Origin of the sequence: Mucilaginibacter sp. OK268 (assembly GCF_900103125.1) — a bacterium.
In the GTDB taxonomy this organism is placed as follows: domain Bacteria; phylum Bacteroidota; class Bacteroidia; order Sphingobacteriales; family Sphingobacteriaceae; genus Mucilaginibacter.
In genome coordinates this window covers 362,442-387,203 of the sequence record NZ_FNJV01000004.1, presented here as the reverse complement: position 1 = coordinate 387,203, position 24,762 = coordinate 362,442, and the positions used below count along the sequence as shown (strand labels likewise).

Annotated in this window: 18 protein-coding genes; 10 read left to right on the top strand and 8 right to left on the bottom strand. The window is 44.9% G+C overall.

From position 1 onward, the window contains the following. Window positions 1–49 precede the first annotated feature (49 nt). The gene (locus BLR84_RS16275) at window positions 50–460 is read left to right on the top strand and encodes a hypothetical protein (RefSeq protein WP_090470199.1); all 411 of its coding nucleotides are present in this window, start codon (window positions 50–52) and stop codon (window positions 458–460) included. 302 nt (window positions 461–762) lie between these two features. Here BLR84_RS16275 and BLR84_RS16270 read toward each other — a convergent pair whose 3' ends face one another. Further along, the gene (locus tag BLR84_RS16270) at window positions 763–1,635 is read right to left on the bottom strand and encodes a CPBP family intramembrane glutamic endopeptidase (protein WP_090470196.1); all 873 of its coding nucleotides are present in this window, start codon (window positions 1,633–1,635) and stop codon (window positions 763–765) included. Window positions 1,636–2,224: 589 nt separating this feature from the next. Between BLR84_RS16270 and BLR84_RS16265 the strand changes: the two genes are divergently transcribed. Next, on the top strand, window positions 2,225–2,416 hold the full coding sequence (locus BLR84_RS16265; protein ID WP_090470193.1) for a hypothetical protein: 192 nt from the start codon (window positions 2,225–2,227) through the stop codon (window positions 2,414–2,416). Between the two features lie 183 nt (window positions 2,417–2,599). Here the strand turns inward: BLR84_RS16265 and BLR84_RS16260 are convergent, their stop codons facing one another. The 3 genes from BLR84_RS16260 to BLR84_RS16250 form a co-directional block, all read right to left on the bottom strand. Continuing rightward, window positions 2,600–3,091, bottom strand: a complete 492-nt coding sequence (locus BLR84_RS16260; RefSeq protein ID WP_090470190.1) for a cytochrome P460 family protein — start codon at window positions 3,089–3,091, stop codon at window positions 2,600–2,602. A gap of 438 nt (window positions 3,092–3,529) precedes the next feature. Continuing rightward, window positions 3,530–5,911, bottom strand: a complete 2,382-nt coding sequence (locus BLR84_RS16255; RefSeq protein ID WP_090470188.1) for an alpha-L-rhamnosidase-related protein — start codon at window positions 5,909–5,911, stop codon at window positions 3,530–3,532. 125 nt (window positions 5,912–6,036) lie between these two features. Continuing rightward, the gene (locus BLR84_RS16250; RefSeq protein WP_090470186.1) at window positions 6,037–7,443 is read right to left on the bottom strand and encodes a serine hydrolase; all 1,407 of its coding nucleotides are present in this window, start codon (window positions 7,441–7,443) and stop codon (window positions 6,037–6,039) included. Between the two features lie 163 nt (window positions 7,444–7,606). On the opposite strand from BLR84_RS16250, the gene BLR84_RS16245 reads away from it, so the two are divergent. Beyond that, complete coding sequence (locus BLR84_RS16245) at window positions 7,607–10,015, top strand: DUF2339 domain-containing protein (protein WP_090470183.1); 2,409 nt, start codon at window positions 7,607–7,609, stop codon at window positions 10,013–10,015. Beyond that, window positions 9,987–11,231, top strand: coding sequence for a DUF3999 family protein (locus BLR84_RS16240; RefSeq protein WP_090470181.1), 1,245 nt, complete (start codon window positions 9,987–9,989; stop codon window positions 11,229–11,231). The genes BLR84_RS16245 and BLR84_RS16240 overlap by 29 nt, the downstream gene beginning before the upstream one ends. Window positions 11,232–11,534: 303 nt before the next feature. On the opposite strand, the gene BLR84_RS16235 is transcribed toward BLR84_RS16240, so the two are convergent. Beyond that, window positions 11,535–12,464 carry a TIGR01777 family oxidoreductase gene (locus tag BLR84_RS16235; RefSeq protein ID WP_090470179.1) on the bottom strand — a complete coding sequence of 310 codons (930 nt, stop codon included), beginning with the start codon at window positions 12,462–12,464 and terminating at the stop codon, window positions 11,535–11,537. Next, the gene (locus BLR84_RS16230; RefSeq protein ID WP_090470176.1) at window positions 12,464–13,288 is read right to left on the bottom strand and encodes a thiol-disulfide oxidoreductase DCC family protein; all 825 of its coding nucleotides are present in this window, start codon (window positions 13,286–13,288) and stop codon (window positions 12,464–12,466) included. The genes BLR84_RS16235 and BLR84_RS16230 overlap by 1 nt, the downstream gene beginning before the upstream one ends. Window positions 13,289–14,175: 887 nt before the next feature. On the opposite strand from BLR84_RS16230, the gene BLR84_RS16225 reads away from it, so the two are divergent. The 3 genes from BLR84_RS16225 (at window position 14,176) to BLR84_RS16215 (ending at window position 15,617) form a co-directional block, all read left to right on the top strand. After that, the gene (locus tag BLR84_RS16225) at window positions 14,176–14,796 is read left to right on the top strand and encodes a hypothetical protein (protein WP_255366963.1); all 621 of its coding nucleotides are present in this window, start codon (window positions 14,176–14,178) and stop codon (window positions 14,794–14,796) included. Beyond that, on the top strand, window positions 14,793–15,095 hold the full coding sequence (locus tag BLR84_RS16220; protein ID WP_076378323.1) for a winged helix-turn-helix domain-containing protein: 303 nt from the start codon (window positions 14,793–14,795) through the stop codon (window positions 15,093–15,095). The genes BLR84_RS16225 and BLR84_RS16220 overlap by 4 nt, the downstream gene beginning before the upstream one ends. Before the next feature lie 210 nt (window positions 15,096–15,305). Further along, a complete protein-coding gene (locus BLR84_RS16215) occupies window positions 15,306–15,617 on the top strand; it encodes a hypothetical protein (RefSeq protein ID WP_143013923.1) in 312 nt (103 codons plus the stop codon). A 219-nt stretch (window positions 15,618–15,836) separates the two neighbouring features. On the opposite strand, the gene BLR84_RS16210 is transcribed toward BLR84_RS16215, so the two are convergent. Both BLR84_RS16210 and BLR84_RS16205 read right to left on the bottom strand, forming a co-directional pair. Then, complete coding sequence (locus tag BLR84_RS16210) at window positions 15,837–18,176, bottom strand: glycoside hydrolase family 3 protein (RefSeq protein WP_218128356.1); 2,340 nt, start codon at window positions 18,174–18,176, stop codon at window positions 15,837–15,839. A 99-nt stretch (window positions 18,177–18,275) separates the two neighbouring features. Continuing rightward, window positions 18,276–20,657: a glycoside hydrolase family 3 C-terminal domain-containing protein gene (locus BLR84_RS16205; protein ID WP_090470167.1), complete on the bottom strand. Its 2,382-nt coding sequence runs from the start codon at window positions 20,655–20,657 to the stop codon at window positions 18,276–18,278. A gap of 384 nt (window positions 20,658–21,041) precedes the next feature. Between BLR84_RS16205 and BLR84_RS16200 the strand changes: the two genes are divergently transcribed. The 3 genes from BLR84_RS16200 (at window position 21,042) to BLR84_RS16190 (ending at window position 24,674) form a co-directional block, all read left to right on the top strand. Next, complete coding sequence (locus tag BLR84_RS16200) at window positions 21,042–22,127, top strand: Gfo/Idh/MocA family protein (protein WP_090470164.1); 1,086 nt, start codon at window positions 21,042–21,044, stop codon at window positions 22,125–22,127. 5 nt (window positions 22,128–22,132) lie between these two features. After that, window positions 22,133–22,864, top strand: a complete 732-nt coding sequence (locus BLR84_RS16195; protein ID WP_090470161.1) for a 6-phosphogluconolactonase — start codon at window positions 22,133–22,135, stop codon at window positions 22,862–22,864. A gap of 85 nt (window positions 22,865–22,949) precedes the next feature. Beyond that, window positions 22,950–24,674: a GMC oxidoreductase gene (locus BLR84_RS16190; protein WP_090470158.1), complete on the top strand. Its 1,725-nt coding sequence runs from the start codon at window positions 22,950–22,952 to the stop codon at window positions 24,672–24,674. Window positions 24,675–24,762 lie beyond the last annotated feature (88 nt).

Below are 24,762 nucleotides of genomic sequence, written 5' to 3'. Positions count from 1 at the left end.
ATAGTATTCACATCCATGATTAATATATTTATAATCCTAATTACAAATAATGGAATTTGACAGACAAGTTACGATATCCGACAAGGTAAATTTATTTTTCGAAGCGCATTTACAAGGCAGGCTGAATGGCAATGTTGCAACGCTTGATCTTTCTTCAAAAGAGATTAATTTAATTAACATAGAGGGGTATGATTTTCTTGATTCCCTTTTTAAATTGAGGCAACTTCTTGAAGAGAAACAACTTTTTATATTATGTCAGGGTTCGGTGACGAATGTTCACCCTTCCAGAATGGCTCGGGACATGAGTTCAGGGCTAAAAGCATATTCGCTTGTACTTGGTAAAAAGGCTGCAATTGAACAATTGGTAGAAATATTTGATCCTGCTCCTGCTGAGAGGGTTGGACTTATAATAGAGCAAAGTGCATTTTGGGAAAAATGGATTAACACCCCCAGAAATTAACTATTGATAACGCTCCGCTTCTACTTGTGCCCCCTTGCAACCCCATCGGGGTTAATGCTTTGTAGAAAATAGCCGTTCCAGGGTAAGTGCCGTAGGTACTGTACTCGGGTTGCATACCTACGGCATGCTAAATGTTTATTGTTTATTTTCTACAAAGCTTTTACTCCTACGGAGTATCTTGATCTGCTTGCGCTCGTTTGCAACGAGTGCTTATTGCATCGCCATAGCGTTTTAAATGCAAACCCATGTTAAGCACTCGTTGCAAACGAGCGCAAGGGAGTGGCTTTTCTTTATTGCTTTCCTTATCTCGCTACACTTAATTCTTTTCGCCTTGTCCAAAAGTAAATCGCGAAGCAAACAGATACAAGAGCTATAACCGCCCCAAATTCGTCAGCAAAATACTTGGTTTGTGCGTTAGCAACTGTCATTGGTGTAAAAAAAGTTTGAACAAAAAGGTTATGACTGGCATGCAGCATAACGCCGGTCCACAAGCTACCTGATTTTAGTCTGAACCAGGTGCAAATGAAACTCATACTTACTATAGCTACCGTAAAGCAGGTTAAGCTGTACCAGAAGGGCGTGCCACCGTTATAGCTTCCCCATATGATTAAAGGAAAATGCCATACAGCCCAGATAATCCCGGTTATCAAAGAGGTAGCAGTGAAGCCGCTAATTTTACTGAGTTGGGGCACCAGGAATCCCCGCCATCCTATCTCTTCGCCCAATGCCGTAGACATACTCGCGAAAAAGCCCAGGACGCCATTTACCAGGAAAAACAAGGGAATAAAAACACTATCGGGAAGATTACTCCATCCCAGGGACTGTGCGGCTTCTTTGATGAACTGTTTATTATAAAATCCGCCCCATCCCATCATCCAGATAATGCCATAGCTGATCGCCGCGTATATCAGCGGTACAAAATAAGCCCAAACCTGATATTTCGGTTTTCCCCATTGCCAGGCCAGGCGTGTAAAGTCGAGTTTGAGTATTTTACACGTTAGGTAAGTTGCCAGGGCAGGGCACCACATAATACCGTATCCATATATACGCCCGCCGATCCGGCCTGTACCCTGGTGTAGGGTCAATACCCAAACAATAGCGCTGAATACTAAAGTGAGTAAGAGATATACAAGAATTGATTTCTTGATCTGTGGTTTAGTTTGACTTAATTCCATCCTCAAATATAAATAAGTACGCTAATTAGGAAAATAATGGCGACGTCACAATTCTGCGGTCAACAGCAGCGTAATTACCAAAATTCGCTTGGCTTATATCTACTTGCGCTCTTTTTCACGCGTCATTGCGAGGCACGAAGACAACCGACCAGAGGGAGCTCATTAATATCGATAAAAAACAAACACAATATTAATAATCTCTACATAAGCAGGTTCATTACCTAACTAGTTGCTCTGTAAAGTATAGAGATTGCTTCGCGCCTCGCAATGACGCGTTTTTATTTAAATCCTTTTTTGGCGCAAGTCTTGTGCAGCGACCTTGTGGGCAAAGGCTGACTTGTGACTTCAATGCCCGGCATATAAGCACAAGTCATCGCCCCGCGGGTCCACACACAAGACTTGCGCTAATACGGGCAAATCATGACGATCACAAGTGGGACGCTTGCGGTAGCGGAACAGCAATCGAACAAAATAAACATTTAAAAACCGTGGCAAATTATTTAACTTCCTGATAAACTAAACGTTACACATTATTATTTATTAATCGCATTGCCAACGCATTTTTTATTAACCCTTAAAATCAAACATTATGGCCACCGAAGAGACAGAAGCGTATGACCACCACCTAACCCTATCAGACAAATATAATTTGGAATTCTTTTGGAGTAAAAGTGGTAATAAAATGGAACCTAATATGGAAGCCAACGATACAGTATCTGACAAATCTCAGACTACTTCCAGCCCCCAAGAACCAGAAGGAGAAAAAGAAGGTTCAAAATGAATTCTAATCCAATTTGCCGCAAGCGTCCCGCTTGTGGTAAATTGATTAGTTGGGTTATTGCAAATCATGGTGACCACAAGCGGAACGCTTGCGGTAGCGGAAAATCTTCCTCCAATGTCATCCTTCATTCCGTTCAGGATGACAAGCTTTGTAGTGCCAAACGAGCGTAAGGGTCAGGTTCCGCTAACTCCTGTAATTACTAAAAATGAAGCTATTTGCTTTCCGGGTGTTATGACAGTTAAAGCATTGTTCTTTGGTAGGGTGTAATGCTTTTGTGGTTACACTATCGCTGTAAATAAACTCCTCATATCCCCAGCCGCCTGTTTCGTTAAACTGGGAGCTGTTTTTAACCATTACATCTATCAGCTTTCTTTTGCCTTCGTAAATATCCCCGTTTTTTTGAGGGAGAGATTCCAATACGTCAAACACGATAATAGCGCCATCGGCAAACTGGCCTGTTTTATAACCTTCCAGAGCTTTTGGATTGGCATAGATATGATGAAAACCCGAATGTGACGCGAAAGTAGGATTGTTAACTGCCGTTTTCACATGCGTCCAGTTCCGGTAACCTTCCGGGATTGAAATACCTTCAGGGCTTTTCTTTTCGGCCCGGCTAAATGAATACATCATGATCACCATCAGGCTTAGCAGGCCTACTATAATTATTTTTTTCATAGGTTTGGGTTTAATTGGCTTTATCAAATCTACAAATATTTGACCATGAAGACATTATGCCAATATCACCTTTTAAAGATGGAGCTCTGCCTGAAAATCAATATATTAAATAATCCCTCACAATTTGTCATCCTGAACGGAGTGTCGGATCTTCTTCTACATGTATGTCGCACAATAGATGCTTCAACCGTCAGCGTCTCCCTCATGTCATTGCGAGGAGGAACGACGAAGCAATCTCCTCGCCTTCAATATGCAGGCGAGGAGATTATTAATGATGTCAATTGTTTTTTACGGCATTAATGAGCTCTCTCCGGTCGGTTGTCCACGCTACGCAATGACATATTCTTTATAAATAATTGAATGCGTCATTTCACCTTCAAAGCTCTATGGTTTTAAACACGGCATGACAAACTATTATTAGTTCATCGCTGCTCCAATTTAAATAATCAGTTTGTTCTCCCCGGCTTTTAAAGAATAACTTTTACCTTTCCATACCAACACACCCGATGTATTTGGCGGCAGGTTGATCCAGACCGTCCATTTATTTTTCGCCAATTGATATTTTACGGATAGTTTCCCATTAGGGTGCGGGATCTCGCCGCTTACATTTTTTAAATCGCCTAAATGGGGCTCAATCTTAACCTGGTTAAAGCCCGGCGCGTAGCTATCTACCCCTAATACCGTCCGGTAAAACTCAATGTTGGGACTGGCGCCCCAGGCGTGGCAGTCGGAGCGGTTATGTTCCAGGTCGGATATTTCGGCCCAGGTGGTCAGGCCCATATCGATGTTCTTGCGCCATATATCCAGCCATTGCAGGTAGTCGTCACCAAAACCCCCTTTTATTAAAGCCTGGTGCAGGTAATATTTAAAGTAGATGGTGCATTTGGTGATGGTAGTATCGGTAAGCATTTTTTTACATACTGCTGTAGCATCAGCACTGGCCAGCATACCGGTTAATACCGCCAGGGTATTGGTGTGCTGCGAAAACAGTTGCTTATCCTCCGTATCGGCATACAACTGCCTGCCGGCATCCCAGTATTTATTTTGAATAGTAGTTTTTAACTGTGCGGCTTTGGCCTTGTACATTTGGGCGAAAGCGGGCATACCCATCTTTGCTTCCATTTCGGCAGCCTGGCTATAGGCCCACATCAGTTGCAGATCCAACACCGCCGAATGGCCATCTTTACTTTGCGGGGCTTCGCCAAAATCCCAGCCTTTGTCGTTTACCCAGTCCACAAAAGTCCAATAGGGTGTATCTTTCAGCGAACCATCGGCCTGTTCGTATTTACCAAAGAAAGCCAGCACAGCCCTTGCCCCTTCCATCTTATCTTTTACAAAGGCGCTGTCGGGCCGGTACATCCAGTAATCATGCAGCATCCCGATGTACCATAAGGAAAAGGTGGAGATGATCTGTGGTGAGAAGGATGGATGACGGCTCAGCGTTAAACCTTCGGCAATACGCGATTGATCCATCTGGTTGATAGCGTTGCGGGCCAGCCTGTCGTCGCCACTATTATAATAGGATACCAGGGCCTGGATGCGGGTATCACCTACATATTGCAACTGCTCGTAGTAGGGGCAGTCGGTATAAGTTTCGCCGGCGCAAAGGCGGGCAGTGCGCCAGCCAATGTCCAGTATTTTTTGCATTTCGGGCTTGCCTGTTTCCAGCTTTGCATTGAGCTGGAATGGGTAACCGGTGAAGGTGCCGAAAATATCATCGATAACCAAAGGCTCATCCCCGGTTTTAACCTGTAACTGAATGTAGCGGTAAGTACGCCAGGCCAGGGTAGTGAATGTTTGACCAGCCGAACCATCGGCAGTAATACTATCCCTACGACCGGCAAAAATTTTACCATCCACATCGTTTCGGTTACCTTTAACTATACCATGATTCAAGCTATTGAACATCGATTCGGCATAGGTTAATTTAATAGCCGCGTTTTTCCCCTTGCTAAAATTAAGTGTTACAAAAGCGTTGGTTAAGTAAGTTTGATCGAGCAGCAAAGTAGCTGTGGTATTGGCCGGTATGGTTAACGTTGTTTTTACTGATGGAAAAGATTTGGGCACACTTACACCCTCTGCTTTACGAAGTGAGGGTATACGCTGATATTTCAATTCCATTTGCGGCAATGATGAGGGTACCAGCATCCAGCCAAAAGCATTCACGGTACCTTTAGGGTTACCAAAGTCGATTTTACTGGCATTTTTCCAGGAGCTGTCGTCAAAATCAATAGCGTTCCAGTTTTTGATGGCGGCGCTCATATCTACCAATTCGCCCGGCCCTGCAACGTAATAAGGATGATAACCTATCCCGGTAAGCGGCCGGTAAGCTTTATCACGGATGCATTTCCAGGTTTTATCGGTATTCACTATTTCTTCAGCAGTGGTATTACCCTGCATAATGAAGCCCGTACGGATAGAGATCTGCGCCTCGGGACGGTAATCGCCCTCGTTCCAAACCAGGGCGGCTACGCTGTTGTTGCCTGCTTTGAGGTATGGAGCCAGGTCGATGGTTTCGTAATTCCAGTAATAAGTATCGCCACGGGCCGGACCTAGCGATACCAGCGTTTGGTTCACGTACAGCTTATACCGGTTATCGGCCGATACATGTACCATAAACGATGCGGGTTTAGCACTCAGACTGATATTTTTCCGGAAATGATAAACACCGTAATCCTTTGCCGGCTCATCGGGCGCGGTGATCCACACGGCTTTCCAATGACCGCGCAACAGCGATGGAGAAATGGTTTGCGACCAGGCTGTAGCGGTGATCAATAAGCAACAGAGCAACAGGAAGTGCTTAAAAAATATTTTCATCATCACGTTTTACTTATGGCAATTAACAGCAGGGGTTAGGCCGTTGGCATATAATTATAGCTAAAGTAGTTAATTGATTTAGCATATACCTCATCTGCAAACGCAAATGCCATATCAGTCTGCCTGCGTTATTTTTTTGCCTTATGCAGTTCAGACCGGACCCCTGTATTGATGAACCAGCCTCCGGTAACTTTACCGGTTTTATCGGTTTCAAATTCTATCTGCCTGTCTGTACCATCGGCGTAAAAGAACCGGGTGTTAGATTCGGGTTTGAGTTCCACATCGGCTATCCCATTCTGATGGCGATATAGTTTCCCATCTTTTTTGATGATATCGAAACTAAGGGTTAAAGTCTGGAGCTTACGTGAATAACTACCCAAATACCTGTTTAATATAGTAGCATCGACAGCTATTTCTTTATGAACATAAGGTAAGGCTACCTTCATGTCAAATAAGATCCCGGTAATACCATAGGCTATACTGGAAACATCCGATTCGTTATTTGATAAAATGATGATGGTGACATCTTTTACCGGATAACGCGTTAAAATAGTATGGTAACCCGGCCATCCACCGCTATGACTGATAACAACCCCAAACTGATCTGCACCGATACTTACACCATAACCATAGTATTTTTTAGTTACAGTATCCATCAATGATTGCGTTGAAAGCATTTCGTTTTGGGTAGCCAGGCCCAATAAGCTGTGATTTTTTAATGCCTGATCCCACTTTAACAGATCGCCGGTTGTTGAATTGATAGTACCGTCACCTTCTATCCCATCCAGGTAAAAAACTACGTCGTCCTTTGTTAAGCTGTCGGGAAGTACATATTTTTTCAGACTGTCTGCAAAAACAAATCCATACGCATAATTGGCAATGGTATCTTTTGTTGAGCGCCTGGTATTATAAACCTGCGAGTGATCCATCCGCAAGGGCACAAAAATATTTTTATACATAAAGTACCGATAAGTTAAGCCCGATACTTTTTCAATAATGCTGGCCAGGATAGCATAGCCGGTATTGGAATACTCAAACTTTTTGCCGGGAGCAAAATTCGCCGGAACTTTTTCTGAAGCCAGAAAATTGATCATATCATCATTAAACGCGATCTTTTTATGATCCCACTTATTTTCCATCGCGGTCATATAATCGGGCAAACCCGATGTATGTGTGAGCAGGTTTTGTATGGTTACACCTTTGTATGGAAGCTGAGGGAAAAACTTTCGCAGGGAGTCAGTTAATGAAAGTTTCCCTTTCTCTAACAGCATCAGGATTCCCATAGCCGTAAATTGTTTAGAAACAGAGGCCAATTCAAACACAGAATTGGTATCAAGCAGCTGTTTTGTATCGTAATTGCGGTAACCAAACGCCTTCTGGTAAATTACTTTTCCGGCCTTTGCCACCAGCACATTCCCGTTGAAGTTATTTACTGCAACCTGAGCCTGCATAAAATTATCAATGGAGGTTGAATAGTTTTGCTGAGCCAGTGCGGTAAATGGCAGTAAAAAGAGCAATATAAATACGTTTTTCATAGCCTCTAAATTTAATAATTACTGCTGTCAATAAAAAGGCAGTCTACCGTCATAAATATTGATGGCTTGGAATGAGGATCGTCTCCAAGCTGATGCTAAATAAATTTTTATGTGTTTGCCTTGCATAAATCATCTATCTTTAACTTTTGCCAAACCTATGCCCATGGACATTTTAACTATATGTATACTGCTTCTGATTATTTTTTTAATAGTTGGCAACAAAACGGATACTAACCGTAAGTTGAGCGATATTGACAATAAATTAGCTGAATTAAAACGGTTAACAGAAGCACTTAAACTTTATAAACCATTTGAAGAACCGGCTAAAAAGACCGAAGAACCCAAACCCGTCATCAGTGAAACACCGCCGGTTGTTACGCCCGATGAACCGGTTAATATATCCCGGCCAGAACCGGTTGTACCTCCTGAGTCACAGCCAACATTTATTAAACCCGATCATATTGAGCGGCAGCCCGAGGTGATATCAGACAGTCTATCGGCCATCCACCGACCTGTTAAAACGGGAGAGTTTGCTCCGCCAAAACCTAAAGAACCGAAACCATCCTTCTTTGAAAGCCACCCAGATCTGGAAAAATTCATTGGCGAAAACCTGATCAACAAAATTGGTATTGCCATACTGGTTTTAGCCATCGGCTTTTTTGTAAAATATGCCATTGATAATGATTGGGTAGGCCCGATCGGTCGTGTGGGCATCGGTGTAGCATGCGGAGCCATTTTAATTGGTATTGCCCATCGCCTGCGTAATAGTTATAAAGCATTCAGCTCGGTATTGGTTGGTGGCGGTTTAGCCGTGTTTTATTTTACCATAACATTGGCATTTCACCAGTTCAATTTATTTAGCCAAACCGTAGCGTTCATTATTTTAATAGTGATCACCATTTTCGCGGTACTGCTTTCGTTACTGTATGATAAGCAGGAACTGGCCGTGATAGCCCTGGTAGGCGGCTTTGCCAGTCCGTTTATGGTAAGTACCGGGCACGCTAATTACGATGCCTTATTTATATATCTGTTGATATTGAATACCGGCTTGCTTATCATCTCCTACTTTAAAGCCTGGCGGGTGCTCAACATCATCAGCTTTGTGTTTACGGTGATTGTTTTTGCATCCGTGCTGTATACGCTTACTGCCCCAAGCTATCATATCGGCTTTATTTATGCCAGTATCTTTTATGTGCTGTACTTTATCATCAATGTGGCGCATAACGTTAAGGAAAATAAAAAATTCATCGCCTCTGATTTTACCATCCTGCTCAGCAATACCGCGCTTTATTTCGCGGCCGGCTTATACCTGCTTACGGTGATGAAAGAAGAGCAGTTCCGAGGCTTGTTTTGTATAAGCCTGGGCGTGGTTAACCTGGTATTATCCTACCTGTTATTCCGTAACCGTAAGGTAGATACTAACATTTTGTACTTGCTCATTGGCATCACGCTTACCTTTATTTCGCTGGCGGCGCCTATACAACTGCATGGCCATAGCATTACTATTTTCTGGGCATCTGAAACCGTATTATTATACTGGTTGTACCAGCGCTCGTCTATCCAGTTAATGAAACTTACCTCTTTACTGCTTTGGGTAGCCATGCTGCTGAGCCTTTTGATGGATTGGTACCAGATATACGTAGACAATAACTTAAGTCTCACCGTTATTGCCAATAAGGGTTTTATCACTACACTGGTTGCGGCCATCAGCTCTTACCTGTTATCAATATTGGCAGGCAAAGAAGAACCGACCACGGTAAAAGGCATAGCTGTTGACCGGCATGTTTTCAGTATAACGGCTTTGGCGCTTTTGTTTTTAAGCGGATTATTTGAGGTTAACCATCAGTTTGTAAATCATTTCCCCAATACCCCGCTTAATATATTATACATGATGTTGTACACGCCCGTGTTTGTATATACGTATTACCTGGTATCGTTAAAAGTAAAAGCACTCAATTTTAATGAAAAAATAAGGCTGGCCATACTCATGGTATGCGTTACGGTTTACCTGGCGCTTACCCCGCAGTTTTTCGCTCTGCAACGCTTGATGCTGGAGCAGCAAAAAATACCGGCCGGTCATTTTACCGCGCATTGGATAGCGGCCATTTTTGTTGGATTATTATTTTACCGCATTATTCGTTTGAGCCAGAAAAACCTGGATTCTGGGATGAAGGTGATGTTCACCTGGCTCATTAGCGCGGCGGTGGTATTATTTTTAAGTTTAGAGATAAGCCTGCTGAGCAATTTGTTATTTTATGGCAATAGTCATTCCATCAATCGTATTGAAACGGTTTATATTAAAACCGGGCTGCCTATTTTATGGGGCTTGCTATCCTTTGCCCTGATGTGGCTGGGGATGCGCCATAAGTTACGGGTAATGCGGATAGTATCATTAAGCCTATTTTCGTTAACACTGCTTAAATTATTCTTGTTCGATATCAATAACATACCGGTGGCGGGTAAAATAGCCGCGTTCTTTTGCCTGGGTATCATACTGCTGGTGATATCGTTCATGTATCAAAAGGTTAAAAAAATTATTGTTGATGATGAAGCCAAACCTAAGGATGAATAAAATATTAACCCTCACGGCACTCTGTTGCGGACTGATGCTGTCGGCATCGGCACAACAAAATTTTAAATACCAGGCTACCCTGCCCAAGGTAGATAGTACCGGCTTTTACCGCATCAGCTTGCAGCCTGCTTTTGTAGCCAAAGCCAAAGCTGATCTTTCCGACATCAGGATAGTTGATGCTAAAGGCAATTTTATACCCTACATCCAGGCCGGGAGTCTACCACAGAAGGATCAGAAAAGCTTTGTGGTTTTTAACCAGGTTGACGCAAAACTGAGTACCGATACCGGCACCACTTTTATTGTAGAAAATAAAACAGGCCTGGCGCTCGATCGACTGTGGATAAGGCTGCAAAACACGGCCGTACAACGCAAGGTGAATTTAGTGGGCAGCGACGATCTGAAACAATGGTTCGCCATTCAGGAAGATATCCCGTTACAGGAAGCCGTGGTGAATAGCGAGGGCACTTACATGCAGTCGCTCTCGTTCCCGGCAAGCAATTACCGGTACCTGAAATTGCTGGTGAATGATAAAAATAAAACACCCATCAAGTTTTTGCAGGCGGGTGTGTATACAGAATACGCGGCTACTTTTAGCTACGTTCCTGTTTCACCCGTTCAATTAACCCGAATCGACAGCAACAAAACCACGTTCATTACTATCAAGCTTCAGGACAATTACCAGGTCAATAAACTGCATTTAAATATCACCGCGCCGAAATATTTTAAGCGCGACGTATCGGTTTACCAGGTTAACGGGCATGATAAACAACTACTTGGAGAGGAGGAATTAAACTCCACCAAAGCTACCGATCTGCTGATAGCAGCTAAAACCAATCAGCTGATAGTGCAAATAAGCAATGGCGATAATTTACCTTTAACCATTACCGGCATAGACGCTTTCCAATCGGCCGAGTCACTAATCAGTTACCTGGATGGTAAACAAACCTACCGTTTGTTGGCTGGAGATCAATCGGTACAGGCACCAGAATATGACCTTAAATTTTTTACAGACAGTATCCAGGGTAATACCCCACAGATAAGTCATGAAGTGGTTAATCAAAACGTTGCTTATCAAACCAAGCAACCTGCAAAAGCCGATCGTGATTATACGGTGTTTATATGGATTGCTATTGTGGTGGCCGCGGGCTTGCTGCTTTTCCTGACCTTGAAAATGACCAAGGAGGTGAAGAAAAAAGCAGGGGAAAAGAAAGATTAAAAGGCAACCCTGCCCGTCATCCCGAATTTATTTCGGGATCCCACAAGCCAGGTAATGAGCATGCATATCACTCTGCACGTGGGATGCTGAAACAAGTTCAGCATGACTTGCCTCTCTTCATTTCCGCTACCGCGAGATTAGCGCAGAGCGTATCTCGTGGGTGGCATGGTTAAAGCTTTCAGCTTTAGTGTTCAGCTGAAAGCTGAGACTATGGTTGCCACGGGCTGAAAGCCCGCGGCAGCGGACACGCACATTTACTCTGCGTATGGGGTGCTGAAACAAGTTCAGCATGACAAAACTACCTCACCCTTTAATACTCAAAATATCGTGCACCGCGTATTCCGCTTTTTCATATTGGAAGGTAAAACCGGAATCGAGCAGGCGTTTGGGTTTTACCCAGCGGCTTTTTAATATCAGCTCGGGCTCGGTACCAATCACTACCGCCCCGATGTCAAGCAGCCATTCCGGTGCGGGCAGACCAAATGGCATGCCATAGCTTTTACGTATGGTTTGCATCATATCGGCATTTTTTATGGCATCGGGCGCGGTACAGTTAACCACCCCTTCTATTTCGGGATGATCAAGCAGCCATTGGGTGCTGCGGGCCACATCCTGTTCATGCACCCAGGCGATGTATTGTTTACCGGTACCTTGTTTACCCCCAAGACCAAACCTGACCAGGTTAAGCAAACGTGGAAAAACGCTATCACTACGACCCAATACAATACCCATGCGTAAAGCTATCTTACGGGTATGCGGAGTTTCGCTTTTCAGGAAAACCTCCTCCCATATTTTACATACATCGATAGAAAAACCATAACCAATTTCGCCGGTTTCCTCATCCTGCGGATGGTCTTCCGCGTGGCGGTATATCGTGGCAGAGGTTACATTGATCCACAGTTTTGGCGGGCTGCTCATTTTATGTATAGCGTGCCCCAGCAGCTCGGTAGGTAAAACCCGGGAAGTAATAATCTCAGACTTGTTTTTTTCGGTATAGCGGCAATTTACATTTTTACCGCAAAGGTTTATCAGCATATCGGCACCGGCCAGTTGTACCGTCCAGCCGTTCTCGGCCTTGCCGTCCCAAACTACCGTACGGATATTATCAATAGTTTTAGCCTGTTTACGGGCCAGTATGATCACTTCGTTTGCCTTGTCTTTATAATAATTCGCCAGTACGGTACCTAAGTAACCGTTGCCACCGGCGAGTACAATTTTTTTGTAGGTTTTCATTAGTTCAGGTTTAAGATCAGTGCCAATAAAATAATACGATATGCAACCCAGGTAATGGTCAATGTCCAGCCCAGGTTCAATAGCTTAGTTCTGCGGATGTGTTCCAGAAACATTAATCCGGCCACTCCCATAAAATACAAGGCGTACACTTCAGACCCGAATTGAAACCAATGGTTTATTGCCATCGGAATTAAAAGCAGCAAACTGCCTGCCAAAGAAATGGTCATCATGTTGCCCAGGTAGGTCCAGGTTTGCCGGCGGTCCCAAAAGCTCATCACTGTTCCCTGGACAATGATCTGTCCGCCACATATCATATACTCACGGTAAGCATTACCCAGAGGCACCGTTGGGCTTAGTAAATGCGCGTAAGCGGTAAGCGTATACCCAACAATAAACCAGGTAAACAGCAGGTAGGCTATACGGTAACGCAGTTTAAATGTGGGCTGATACTCAAAGCTATCGCTCCCTTTAGAAGGCGGAATAATAACCCGCCTGTTGTGTGATATAAAAGCGTAAAGCTTGCTCATCAACCAAACAAACGGCTTAAACGCGAACAGAGGCGCGAATCCCGGCCATGTATTGCCTATTATTTTAAACAGGCTTTTGATGCCATAAGTTACTTCGCCGGTTTTCAGGTTGACCAGGGCAATTTCATCAGCAGCGCGCTGGCGATCGTACACCGGGCAGCTATTTTCGGACACCTGCTGATAAGCCTGCCGGCCATCGCCGGCCAGCATGCCTGTTTTAACAAAAGCTTTGGTATATACACTGCACATAGGGCATTCAGCATCAAAAAGTACCACATGATCTTTTAGCGTTTTCATACTGCTATAATTTTATGTTCTGATGATTCAACAACACAAAATTACTATTTATTTTGAATTTTCAATAATTATTGAAAATATAATTAAAAAATCATCGCTTCATTCTTTCTTCTTTCATCACGCTGTATCCTCATTTGAGTTATGTCTTATAGGGCTCTTCGTTTGTTGCCGGGAAAACGTGGGGTAGAGAAGCTTAATTAGTGAATTTTTCTGAACCTTGATTAAAGGGACTTTTCACGGATTAATTTTTTTTTTGCGTTCAAGAGGGCTCCGCCGTTTAAGGATTACCACGATTTTTAATTATTGAGTTGGTTTTCTTGACGCTAATAAGGGCGTTGCCTCCGGCACGCGCTATCCGCTTATACGCCACAAGGCATTAGCCACGGGCCGGTATCCGCTACTATCGCTAACGCGGGGGATAATTATTGAATTAGTGATTTACTGGATTGAGCACAATCATTCTTTCTTCCCGTCAGCAGATAAGCTTCGGGTGAAAGCGGGCAGAACGATGCGAGCCTGTGCGGTTGCGGGGCATAGCAAGTTTTTGCTGAAGCGTGAGGAAATGTGCGAACGAAGTAGCGCAAAATAATTGCGGCCCTGGTTCTGCCCGGTTTGCAGGGCAAAGGACAGGAGCGCAAAGAAGCCTTTCTCTGAAAGCCGTTATTCGAGGTTGTTTATTTTTATTGGCACTCATTATCTCGCTTCGCTCGGTCTGGTTACTTTGTGGCGACAAAGTAAAGGCCCTCCCGCGGCCAAGAGCGGGGATACGCCATGCCAAACTGCTCTGCCCTGTACAGCATAGAGATTGCCACGTCGTTCCTCCTCGCAATGACGCGCAGAGAGAAAACGTATTATCCCCCTTGCAATTCCAAACTATCTTAATAACTTTGAAAATCAAAGCACTTTCAATGGAAGAAAAAGACATTCATGCCGAGCTCAGTTCCATCCGCGATCTGATGGAGCGTTCGGCCAAGTTCATTTCGCTTAGTGGCCTGTCGGGCGTTATGGCGGGTATTTATGCCCTCATCGGGGCGGGCATTGGTTACAATCTGCTTAAAACCGGTAATTATGAGGGAAATAATATCGTATTTATCACCGAGTTATTCCTGGTAGCCTTCGCCGTTCTTGTTCTTTCCATTGGCACAGGCATTTGGCTATCCTACAGAAAGTCCAAAAAGAATGGTCAACTTTTCTGGAGTACCGGCAGCAAAAGATTGCTGATCAATATGGCTATTCCCCTGGTAAGCGGCGGACTGTTTACTTTTATCCTCATTTATCATGGCTATTATGGTATTGTTGCACCGGCCACGCTCATATTTTATGGCCTGGCTTTGGTTGCCGGCAGCCATTACACCTATTCGGGCGTAAAGAGTTTGGGGATAATAGAGATTTTATTAGGTTTGCTTGCCGCGCTGATACCCGGATATGGCCTGCTACTCTGGACCATTGGTTTTGGCGTGCTGCATATTATATATGGCACCGTGATGCACTTTAAATACGATTCGTGAAAATATCGTTAGACCAGTTTGATAAAGCATTTGAAAACCGCATACGCCTACAGATCATGAGCGTATTGGTTGCCAATGAAAGCTACGATTTTAACTCGCTCAAAGAGTTATTGGAGCTTACCGATGGCAACCTGGCTTCGCACCTTAAAGCATTGGAAAAGGAGGCCTATATGGAGGTGCAAAAAAGCTTTATCGGCCGTAAACCTAACACCCGCTATTCCGTGACCGAAAAAGGCAGGGCAGCTTTCAAGAAACATTTGCAGGCACTGGAAAATCTCATCAAACAGCAGAAAAACTAATAGCCTGTCTTTACTTCCTACTCATCTCTTTCAACATAAAATCTAAAGCGGCCTTATCTGGCAAAGGCTTTGCTGTTAGCTTTCGCTTAATATTATAATGCACTGCTTTGTTACTTTGTCGCAAAACACCCGTAAAAAGTCTCTTTTGCCCGTTTTACAGTTGTTGCTTAGCAGGTAATTTTACATACACCATAATCAAAGCTGATGACCATGAAAATAGTAAGAGTACACTACACCACCCGGCCCGAATTTGTGCCTATAAACCAGGCCAATATTGCTGGTATTGTAAAAGAATTAAAAGCACTTAACCACCCGGGAATTAAGTATGGTTGCTGGTTGCTGCCCGATGGTAAAACTTTTATGCATTTTGACCAGTTTGAAAATGAGGCTGACCATGAGGTCCTGACATCCCTGGCATCATTCAAAAAATTTGATGCCGAGCTTTGGGCTAGCGGTCTTGAAATTGAACCCGTACTCGACCTGCTTTCGCTGGTTGCATCTACTGAAAAGTTCTGGGGATAGGTAAAAGTTGAGAAGTGTTCGGACGATTGTTGTTTGGGCTAAAGCCAACAAATTATTCATTATCCGTCCCATAAATGGAACGGATAATGAATAAAGGAAAGATTGATCTTTCATTGCCGTTGGTTTTAACCAACGGTTTTCAAATGAGCAACTATTGGCTTTAGCCCAAAAAGCTATTAGTTAATTTTCAGCCTTCCGAACACTTCTTTTGGTCACACCCTATGGTTTTATACCTGCCTTTTTATACTTAGCGGTGCGCGCATCATTAATAACACCTTTCCAGTTCAAACCGAAACCAAAATCGTAGGTATTACCCTGATCATCCACATAGCATTTCATATCATGGGGTACATCCTCAAACTGCTTTTCAACCGTGTGCATATCAGCCGGCATTTGCAGCGGTAACAAGGCCGATGGCTCGCTGTTGCCCGTGAGTATATCCAATGTGGCTTGTCCCTGTACGCCAAAATCAACTACAATGGCATTGGCATTCTTTTCAAATTCCGAAAACACCATAGGGTTGGCCATATTAACCGAAACTATCACCGGCTTGCCTTTCATTTTGGTATAGGTGTCATTCACCATTGCCAGGTCGGTTACATTAATAGCTGTTGCCGATTTATCTTTATAGGTACGATTGGTAAATTTTTCCAGCGGATCACCGCCGGCTATGCTGGTTGCCCGGGCATCGGTAGCGGTGTATTTCTGATACTGCAAACTCACCGGTACATAACCGTTGCCCCCATTTTTGGCATCTTCACTGTTATAACCTCCGCCGCTGTTGGGGCTGTTGATAAACACAAGGGCATAATCTGCCTCGTCGGGGTTTTCGGTAACCTTAAAATATTTTTTTACTGTTTCTATATTTACCGGGGATTCCAGCTTTTCGGGGGTTGACATACCCAGGAAGTTTTTGCCTGCCGGGGTAAATTGTTTAGGCACATATACCGTTTTGTTTTTCTGCAAAGGCAAAATATTGCTCTTGTTTTTCAGCAGTACAATAGATTTCAATTGCGCCTGATAACCGGCATTCATAAAATCGGGATTACCGACGATACTTTTTGATACCTGCGGATCAAGGTATGGGTTTTCAAACAATCCTGTCCTGAACAGATTACGCAGCAATCTTACCGCCGACTGCTCAAACCGTGCCCGCATAAACGTTTCACCATGCTCTTTTACGCCCATCTGGTAAGCAGCCACCACAGGTGCCACCTCGTTGTTACCTCCAAATTGATCAACCCCGGCCATCAATACTTTATAATGACGCTGTGCCACTGTAAGCCCTTCCACTCCCCATGATTTGCCCGACAAAAACTGATCAACAGCGGTTTCGTCGCCCGTCACCAGCCAGTCGGTGCATACCACACCATCAAAATGGTATTTCTTCCGGAGCAGGTCATTAATAATATAGGAGTTGTAGTTATTGGCAACATTCTCCTTATTCTTTACATCCTGATTAAAGGATATGGTATAATAAGGCATTACCGATGCGGCCATGCCTGTTTTACCCTTCAGCTTAAAAGCACCTTCTGTAAAGGGGATCAGGTGTTGCTTAAAGTTGTTACCGGGATAAACGGCGTACTTGCCATAACCATAATGCGCGTCGCGGCCACCTTCGCCGGTACCACCTCCGGGCCAATGTTTCACCATGGCATTCACGCTGCCATATCCCCATCCACCATTGATCTCTTTATCGCCAACAGAAGTTTGAAAACCATCAATATACCCCCGCGCCATATCGGCCGAGAGCTGTGGATCTTCACCAAAAGTACCACTCACCCGCCACCAGCGCGGATCGGTAGCAATATCAACCTGTGGCGATAACGCGGTAGCAATACCCAAAGCCCGATATTCCAGCGCGGCGATATGACCAAAATCTTCCACCACCTTGGGATCAAATGTAGCAGCAAAACCCAATGAACCGGGCCACATCGAGATCGATCCACCCGCACCCGCATTAAACTCGGCAGTAGCTACAGTGCCATGCCGCGGGTCGGAACTGTTATTGTTCGGGATGCCCAATCCTAAACCCTCCACAAAAGCCTGCGCGTTATTATTCCATTGCGCGGCTACCTCCGGACTTTGCACCGAAGTGATCAGCACATGCCGTACATTATCTTTTTCCAGGAATCGCTTTTGCTGATCGGACAGGTCGTATGGTTTGGCGCCACTTTCGGCAAATACCTTACCGCCGTAAGTCCCGGCGAAAGGCCCGGCTGGAGCGGCGGGTATAGGCTGATGTTTACTATACAGCATCAAGCCGGCTATTTGCTCCACGCTCATTTTTGATGCCAGGTCCTTCGCCCGTACATCAACCGGCAGGCGCCAGTCCTCGTACTTATCCAGCTTACCGTTCTTGTTCAGGTCTTTAAAAGCAAGACCATCCACCGTTAATATTTTTACGCCGGATGTGGTGGAATACCCCAGGTTTTGCCCGCCGGTATTGGTCACCCAAACAATATCGTCCGATTTTTTCTCTGTCCATTTGATTTGGCCCATCGCTACGGTTGCAGGCAGCAGGCCAAGCAAGGCTATGAGTTTAAATTGGTTCGCCATAAAATTTAAGCAGGTTGGTTATAAATGCCATCACAACATATTAATGATGTTGTGATGGCGGTTTGTCTTATCTCTTGATTCTAACTTCTTGACTCTGCCTTATAGCTTCAATTCCTTGATAGCTTGCTCGGGCATCAGCGCTTTGTTCACTTTCTCTACCGTAATATCTTTGGCCAGTTTAAAGGAAGCTTTTTCTTCGATCATTCTTGACGACGAACCTACTTTTACTTCATACTTACCTTCATCTGCTATCCAGGCTTGTCTGTTGGTATAAAAAGAAGCGAGGTCGGCAGCCTTGATCACAAAACTCAAAGTTTGCGATTGTCCAGGGGCCAGCAGGCGGGTTTTACCAAAGGCTTTCAGTTCATCCTCGGGTTTATCCAGATCTTTTTTAGGGGCAGCCAGGTATAGCTGTACCACTTCTTTACCAGCCACGTCACCCGTGTTTTTTACGGTTACAGTAGCTGTAATGCTATTGGCAAAATTTGCCGAACTCAGTTTCAACCCGCTAAATTTAAAGCTGGTGTATGACAAGCCATAGCCAAACTCATAAGCCGGTTTAACTTTTGCCGCATCGTAATAGCGATAGCCCACATAAATACCTTCTTCGTAAACCACCTGCTCGGGTTTATCGGCAGGTGTACCCGGGAAATTATTGGCAGATGGCACATCCTTATAATCAACCGGGAAAGTGGTAGCTAATTTGCCCGATGGATTTACCTTACCGCTCAGCACATCGGCAATGGCATTGCCTGCTTCCAGGCCAGGTTGCCAGGCCAGTAAAATACCGTCGACCTCGTCGCGCCAGCTGGCCACTTCAATTACGCCGCCGATGTTTAACACTACGGTCACTTTTTTGCCTTTGGCATGAAACGCGCCTGCAATGGTTTTGATCAATGCTTTTTCCGCGTCAGATAAGTAGTAATCATTCTCCAGTTTACGATCAGCACCTTCGCCGGCATTTCTGCCTATGGTGATCAGGGCAGCATCAGCACCATTGGCCTCGTCGGCTACAATACCGGCTACATCCATTTCGGGAATCGGTGCCGGGTGATCAAAAAAGTTTTTAGGCTTAGGCTGTTTCAGCTTCATTTCGGCCAGGTAAGTAGCATAGCTTTTTGAAAGTTTTTCCTGTAGTTTATAACCGGCATTGGCCAGGCCCTGCATCAACGATATGGTGTATGCTTTATTTACGTCGCCGCTTCCGGTACCACCTGCAATAATATCATACGAAGTATTGCCAAATACAGCTACCCTTTTAGCTCCTTTTAAAGGCAAAGCATGGTCGTCATTTTTCAGCAATACCATACCCTGTGCTGCGGCTTCACGGGCTACTTTTGCATGGCCAACCAGATCGGGCTTATCAGAGTATTTATATTTAGTGAACGATGGTGATTTGATAATGATATTCAGAATCCGTTCCACATTGGCATTCAGCTGATTAATATCCAGCGTACCATTTTTAACCGCGGCCACAATGGCAACTGATTGGCTCGGGCTGCCCGGCATGATCAGGTCGTTACCGGCTTTCATCTGCGCTACCGGATCTGCACCACCAAACCAATCAGTCATTACAAAACCTTTAAAGCCCCATTCTTTTTTGAGGATGGTGGTTAAAAGATCATGCCTTTGCGAGGTAAAAGTACCGTTGATCTTGTTATAGGACGACATCACTGTCCAGGGTTGCGCTTTTTTCACGGCTATCTCAAATCCGCGCAGATATAGTTCGCGCATGGCTCTCTCACTTACAATAGTGTTGATGCTGTTACGGTTGGTTTCCTGGTTATTGGCTGCATAGTGTTTGATAGATGTACCCACGCCATTTGATTCTACCCCGTTAACAATAGCGGCGGTCATACTGCCGGCAATCAGCGGATCTTCTGAGTAATACTCAAAATTACGGCCGCCCAGGGGGTTGCGATGAATGTTTAAGCCGGGGGCCAATAATATATCCACTCCGTATTCGCGCACCTCGTTACCAAAAGCCACACCAACCCTGTTCACCAGTTCGGTATCCCAGCTTGATGCCAGCAGGGTTGCCACCGGGAAAGCGGTTGCATAATACGTTTTTGATTTGTCGCCATTGCGGATAGGCTCGATCCTTAAGCCGGCAGGCCCATCAGACACGGTCATGGAAGGGATACCCAAACGGGCAATGCCATGGGTACGACCCGCAGCGCCGGGCACTTTCTCAGGTATATTATAAGCATCCGGATCAGATGGGGGGAGTTTAAACCCGCCGATATCTATCGGCTCATTCATCTTATCTTTTGATGGCGGCGGCATGCCGGGCATTTTAAAGCCCATGCCCACCACCAGTTTCGATTTTTCTTCCAGCGTCATAACAGCTATGATCTGCTTTATGTTATTGGCACGCAGTTGCGGCGCCTGTGCTTTGCTCTGCGCATGCACAGCTGTATGGAAATTGCCGGCAGCACACGCCATCATCAGCGCGACACCGAGTTTGTAGCTTATTCTCATTGATTAGGATTAAAAAGGTTAGCGCTTATTTATTGGTTATAAATGTCTAATTAACAGCAAATAACAATCATTGTGTCAATATTACACAATACTATGTATTAACTTTTTAAATTGCAAATGTTAACAACCGAAAATAAATCAGGAGCGATATAGCAGATCATCCAAATGCCGCCTTTTACCAATGCTAAACCCTTTTTTAAAACTTTAATTAGTTTTTTTGATTTAGTATTTAATTCAGTAATCTTGAATAAACCTAACAGTGCTTCGCTCACAAGCGTTGAGAATAAAATTTAAATAGGAGACGCATGTAATGCGTCTCTACGTGCTGTTTTTTGTAGAGACGCATTACATGCGTCTCCTGAGTTATTTAACCTAATTATACCTATGAACAGAACCAAAGTAGCCATACTCGGAGCCGGTTTTATTACCGACATCCACATGGAATCGTACCATCGCTTTATACCCGAAGCTGAGGTGGTTGCCGTATACGCCCGCAATCCGGATAAAGCCAAAGCCTTTGCCGAAAAATATCAGATAGCTCAATGGTTTGATGATATCGATCAACTGATCGCCGAATCCGGCTGTGAGGTGGTGGATATCTGCCTGCCCAATTACCTGCATGCACAAGCTACCATTAAAGCTGCTAATGCCGGTAAACATATCATTATTGAAAAGCCGCTGGCCGTAACACTGGAAGAGGCCGACGAGATGATTGCTGTGTGCAAAGCCAATAAGGTAAAATTGATGTATGCCGAAGAGCTTTGCTTCGCGCCAAAATATGAGCGTGCCCGGCAATTGGTCAAAGACGGCGCCGTGGGTGAGGTATTTATGCTAAAACAAGGTGAAAAACATTCGGGCCCGCACAGCGATTGGTTTTATGATATTAACCTGGCCGGTGGCGGGGTTATTATGGACATGGGTTGCCACGCCCTGGGCTGGTTCCGGTGGATGCTTGATCATGCCAAAGTGAGCAATGTGTACGCCACCATGAGTACCGTATTTCATAAAGGCCGTACCAAAGGCGAAGATAATTCGGTAATTATTGTAGAGTTTGAAAATGGGGTGACTGCCGTAGCCGAAAACAGCTGGGCCAAACATGGCGGCATGGACGATCGTTGTGAGATATATGGTACCGGGGGCGTAATTTATGCTGATCTGTTTATGGGCAACGCCGCGGTAACCTACAGCCGCGAAGGTTATGGTTACGCCATGGAAAAAGCCGACACCTCCAAAGGCTGGAGCTTCACCATTTTTGAAGAGGCCTTTAACCAGGGTTACCCTCATGAGCTCAAACACTTTATTGATTGTGTACGCCACGATAAAACTCCGCTTGTAACCGGCGAAGACGGCAGGGCTGTTCTGGAGATCATTTACGCGGCCTATGCTTCGGCAGGACAGGGTAAAAAGATCAACCTGCCATTTTCGGCTAAAGTGGCCAAACCGATAGACCTTTGGCTAAACCATCAATAAGCGACATGACTATACAACGGTATAAAGATTACGATTCGTTATCATCCGCGGCAGCATACTGGGTATGGCGGCAAATCAAACAGAAACCCGATTCATTGATCTGCTTTCCTTCTGGCGAATCACCAACGGGCATGTTTAAATTCCTGGTACAATATGCTAAGGGGGAGAAGATAGATTTTAGTCAGGCGCATTTTGTGGGCTTGGATGAGTGGGTGGGTATGGATAAAAATGATGAAGGCAGCTGCAGTCATTACCTGCACAAGCATTTCTTTTCGCTGTTAAAGATAGCGCCGGCACAGGTAAGATTTTTCGATGCCAAGGCTGCTGATCTGGACGGGGAGTGTCGGAAAATGAATGAGCATATTAGCAATCTTGGCGGCTTGGATATGATGATCGTAGGTATTGGTATGAACGGACATATCGGCCTGAATGAACCCGGCACGGATTTTAACACCTACGCCCATCACTCCGAATTAGCGACTGTAACTATTGATGTAGCCAAAAAGTATTTCACACAACAACCACAATTAACCGAAGGGATCACCCTGGGACTTCGTCATTTGGCCGAAGCCCGGACACCGATGCTGATCGCGAGTGGAGCGAAAAAGGCAAGCATCATAGCGCAGGCCCTGAACGGCCCGGTAACAACGGATGTACCGGCATCTATCTTCCAGACCCTGCCAAACGCGCAGATCTTTTTAGATCATAGCGCAGCAGAAAAGTTGAATAAGGAGTAAAATAAAAGAACAATCACACACCCATATCGACAAAATCTATATAAATAAATTATTGAATAGTTTTTAAATATAATCACTAATCACGATGCCCGATCAACCAAAAAAACCACAGCAAACAGCAGATCATTTAACTTATGATGCCATTGTTATAGGCTCAGGCATCAGTGGTGGCTGGGCCGCCAAGGAATTATGCGAGCTGGGTTTAAAAACCCTGGTACTGGAACGCGGTCGTAATGTAGAGCATATCAAAGACTACCCAACGGCTACGATGGATCCCTGGCAGTTTAAACACCGCGGGCAAATGACCCGGGAGTTTTTGGATGAGAACCCATTGATCAGCAAAGCGGCGGGTTTTGGTGAAGACGATGCGCATTTTTTTATAAAAGATAAAGACCATCCTTATATACAGGAAAAACCGTTTGACTGGATCAGGGGCTACCAGGTTGGCGGCAAATCGCTTACCTGGGGGCGTGCTTGCCAGCGCTGGAGTAAGTATGAATTTACCAATCCTGAGCGTTTTGGCTATGGTATTGCCTGGCCCATCGGCTATGATGATGTAGCGCCCTGGTATTCGCACGTAGAAAAATTCATTGGTGTATGTGGTAATAAAGATGGCATTGAATCCATGCCCGATGGTGAGTTTCTGCCGCCCTTTGATATGAACTGCGTGCAGGAGGTGGTCAGCAAAAAGATCAGTGAGCATTATCCCGACCGCCACCTGGTACATGCACGCTGGGCGCATTTAACCAAACCCAACCAGCTGCATCTGGACCAAGGGCGGGGTAAATGCCAGGCGCGTAATATGTGTATGAGGGGCTGCCCGTTTGGTGGTTATTTCAGCTCGGTAAGCTCCACATTGCCCTGGGCCAAGCGTACAGGCAACCTCACTATAAGACCATTTTCGGTGGTTCACTCTGTTATTTATGACGAAAAGCTGGGCAAAGCAAGCGGCGTTAAAGTGATAGACACCAACACTAAAGAAGTAATCGAATACAAAGCAAAGATCATTTTTATGAATGCATCGGCACTGAATACCAACCTCATCCTGCTGAATTCAACCTCGGCACGTTTTCCGAACGGCCTGGGCAATGATAACGGACTGCTGGGCAAATATGTGGCCTTCCAAAACTACCGGGCATCAGTAACAGCCAGCATGGATGGTTTTTTAGATAGATACTATTTTGGCCGCAACCCTACGGAGCTGATCCTGGCTAATTATCGCAACCTGCACCAACAGGAAACAGATTACAAAGGTGGCTTCACTACTTTCATGGGGGCTTACCGCAGCCCAATGTCTTACGGCAAAGTCCATCCATCAATCGGCGGCGATTTTAAAGATGCCTTAACCGAGCCCGGACCATGGCAGGTGTACATGTACCTGCAAGGTGAAACCATCCCCAAAGAAAGCAATCATGTACGCCTGAGTAAAGATCAGAAGGATCAATGGGGGATCCCGCTGCTCATCACTTCTGTAGAGTATGACGATAACGATGAGCGCATGATCCAGGATTTTTTAACCCAAAGCGCCGAAATGCTGGAAAGATCCGGCTGCACAAACATCGAAAAACACGAGAACAAACAAGCCCCCGGCCTCGATATTCACGAAATGGGCGGCGTACGCATGGGTAAGAATCCCAAAACCTCGCTGCTCAATCAATGGAACCAACTACACCTGTGCAAAAACGTATTTGTGACCGATGGCGCCTGCATGACCAGCACCGGCAACCAAAGTCCGTCCATTCTATACATGGCCTTAACCGCAAGGGCGGCTAATTATGCGGCGGATGAGATCAGGAAAGGGAATTTGTAATTACCATATAACCGTGTCATGCTGAACTTGTTTCAGCATCTCATCAGCAGGGTTGAACACCGTAGCTTTACATGTGGGATCTCGAAAT

Bases quoted from the DNA above. Each gene is read 5' to 3' on its own strand.
- BLR84_RS16275 (WP_090470199.1), top strand. From the start codon at position 50: ATGGAATTTGACAGACAAGTTACGATATCCGACAAGGTAAATTTATTT.
- BLR84_RS16270 (WP_090470196.1), bottom strand. From the start codon at position 1,635: ATGGAATTAAGTCAAACTAAACCACAGATCAAGAAATCAATTCTTGTA.
- BLR84_RS16265 (WP_090470193.1), top strand. From the start codon at position 2,225: ATGGCCACCGAAGAGACAGAAGCGTATGACCACCACCTAACCCTATCA.
- BLR84_RS16260 (WP_090470190.1), bottom strand. From the start codon at position 3,091: ATGAAAAAAATAATTATAGTAGGCCTGCTAAGCCTGATGGTGATCATG.
- BLR84_RS16255 (WP_090470188.1), bottom strand. From the start codon at position 5,911: ATGATGAAAATATTTTTTAAGCACTTCCTGTTGCTCTGTTGCTTATTG.
- BLR84_RS16250 (WP_090470186.1), bottom strand. From the start codon at position 7,443: ATGAAAAACGTATTTATATTGCTCTTTTTACTGCCATTTACCGCACTG.
- BLR84_RS16245 (WP_090470183.1), top strand. From the start codon at position 7,607: ATGGACATTTTAACTATATGTATACTGCTTCTGATTATTTTTTTAATA.
- BLR84_RS16240 (WP_090470181.1), top strand. From the start codon at position 9,987: ATGATGAAGCCAAACCTAAGGATGAATAAAATATTAACCCTCACGGCA.
- BLR84_RS16235 (WP_090470179.1), bottom strand. From the start codon at position 12,464: ATGAAAACCTACAAAAAAATTGTACTCGCCGGTGGCAACGGTTACTTA.
- BLR84_RS16230 (WP_090470176.1), bottom strand. From the start codon at position 13,288: ATGAAAACGCTAAAAGATCATGTGGTACTTTTTGATGCTGAATGCCCT.
- BLR84_RS16215 (WP_143013923.1), top strand. From the start codon at position 15,306: ATGAAAATAGTAAGAGTACACTACACCACCCGGCCCGAATTTGTGCCT.
- BLR84_RS16210 (WP_218128356.1), bottom strand. From the start codon at position 18,176: ATGGCGAACCAATTTAAACTCATAGCCTTGCTTGGCCTGCTGCCTGCA.
- BLR84_RS16205 (WP_090470167.1), bottom strand. From the start codon at position 20,657: ATGAGAATAAGCTACAAACTCGGTGTCGCGCTGATGATGGCGTGTGCT.
- BLR84_RS16200 (WP_090470164.1), top strand. From the start codon at position 21,042: ATGAACAGAACCAAAGTAGCCATACTCGGAGCCGGTTTTATTACCGAC.
- BLR84_RS16195 (WP_090470161.1), top strand. From the start codon at position 22,133: ATGACTATACAACGGTATAAAGATTACGATTCGTTATCATCCGCGGCA.
- BLR84_RS16190 (WP_090470158.1), top strand. From the start codon at position 22,950: ATGCCCGATCAACCAAAAAAACCACAGCAAACAGCAGATCATTTAACT.